The organism is Roseibium sp. RKSG952, assembly GCF_009711355.1.
The window spans coordinates 1-1,109 of the sequence record NZ_SMMF01000456.1 but is presented as its reverse complement, the minus strand read 5'-3'; the positions used below and the strand labels follow the sequence as shown (position 1 = coordinate 1,109).

The 1,109-nt window shown below is 61.1% G+C and carries 1 protein-coding gene; it reads left to right on the top strand.

Translation table 11 applies throughout. The annotated features are described in order from the left end of the window. Nucleotides 1-1,087 (top strand): DNA methyltransferase (locus E1297_RS01540; protein ID WP_155133023.1); only part of this gene is annotated, 1,087 nt, incomplete at its 5' end. Nucleotides 1,088-1,109: the final 22 nt, after the last annotated feature.

Sequence of the window (1,109 nt, the reverse complement as noted above, 5' to 3'; positions counted from 1 at the left end):
GCTGACCGAGGCCCCGGTGATCGTGCTCGGCCATCTGACCGAGGCGCAGCGCCGGGCTTACAGGATCGCGGACAACAAGCTGACGGAACTCGGGACCTGGGATGAGGCGCTGCTCTCGACCGAACTGAACGACCTGCTGGCCGAGGACTATGACCTGTCGCTGGTGGGCTTTTCCGACGGCGAGCTCGACCAGCTTCTGGCCTTCACTCCGGACGAAGACGGCAATCTCGGCAAGGACAGCTCCCAACCCACTGTCGTCATACCCGAGCCACCGCGCAATCCGATCTCAAAGACCGGTGATTTGTGGCGCCTAGGGGATCATCGGTTGTTCTGCGGGGACGCTACCTGTCCCGCGGATGTCCGCCGCCTGATGAATGGCGAACGCGCGGTGCTGTTTGCGACAGATCCGCCCTATCTCGTCGACTATGACGGCTCGAACCATCCGACACGGAACAAGGACTGGTCTGCCTCCTACGGCACCACATGGGATGACAGCAGCCAGGGTGCTGAGCTTTACGACAGCTTCATCGCCGCTGCTGTTGAGGAAGCCATTACCGAAGATGCTGCCTGGTACTGCTGGCATGCCTCCCGCCGTCAGGCCATGCTGGAGAGCTGTTGGGAAAAAGCTGGCGCTTTCGTTCATCAGCAGATCATCTGGGTGAAGGACCGAGGCGTTCTGACCCGGTCCCATTACCTCTGGAAGCACGAGCCCTGCTTCATGGGCTGGCGGCGTCCGAACCGGCCACCAAAGATCGCCGGGGAAACGCTGCCATCCACCTGGGAAATGCCGTCCTTTCCGAAGGACGAACGCCCTGATCATCCAACGCCGAAACCCCTCGATGCATTCGGTATCCCGATGCGCCAGCACGTTGCCCGTGGCGGGCTGTGTTATGAGCCCTTCTCCGGTTCCGGTTCGCAGATCATGGCAGGCGAAGCCAATGACCGCCGCGTCTTCGCAATGGAAATCAGCCCCGCTTATGTCGATGTCGCGATAGAGCGCTGGCAAGCCGAGACCGGCCAGAACGCGATCCTTGAAGGGGATGGTCGAAGCTTTGCCGAAATGAGCGCCGAACGGGTTTTAACCTGACCACTTCACGCGTTTGAGTGCG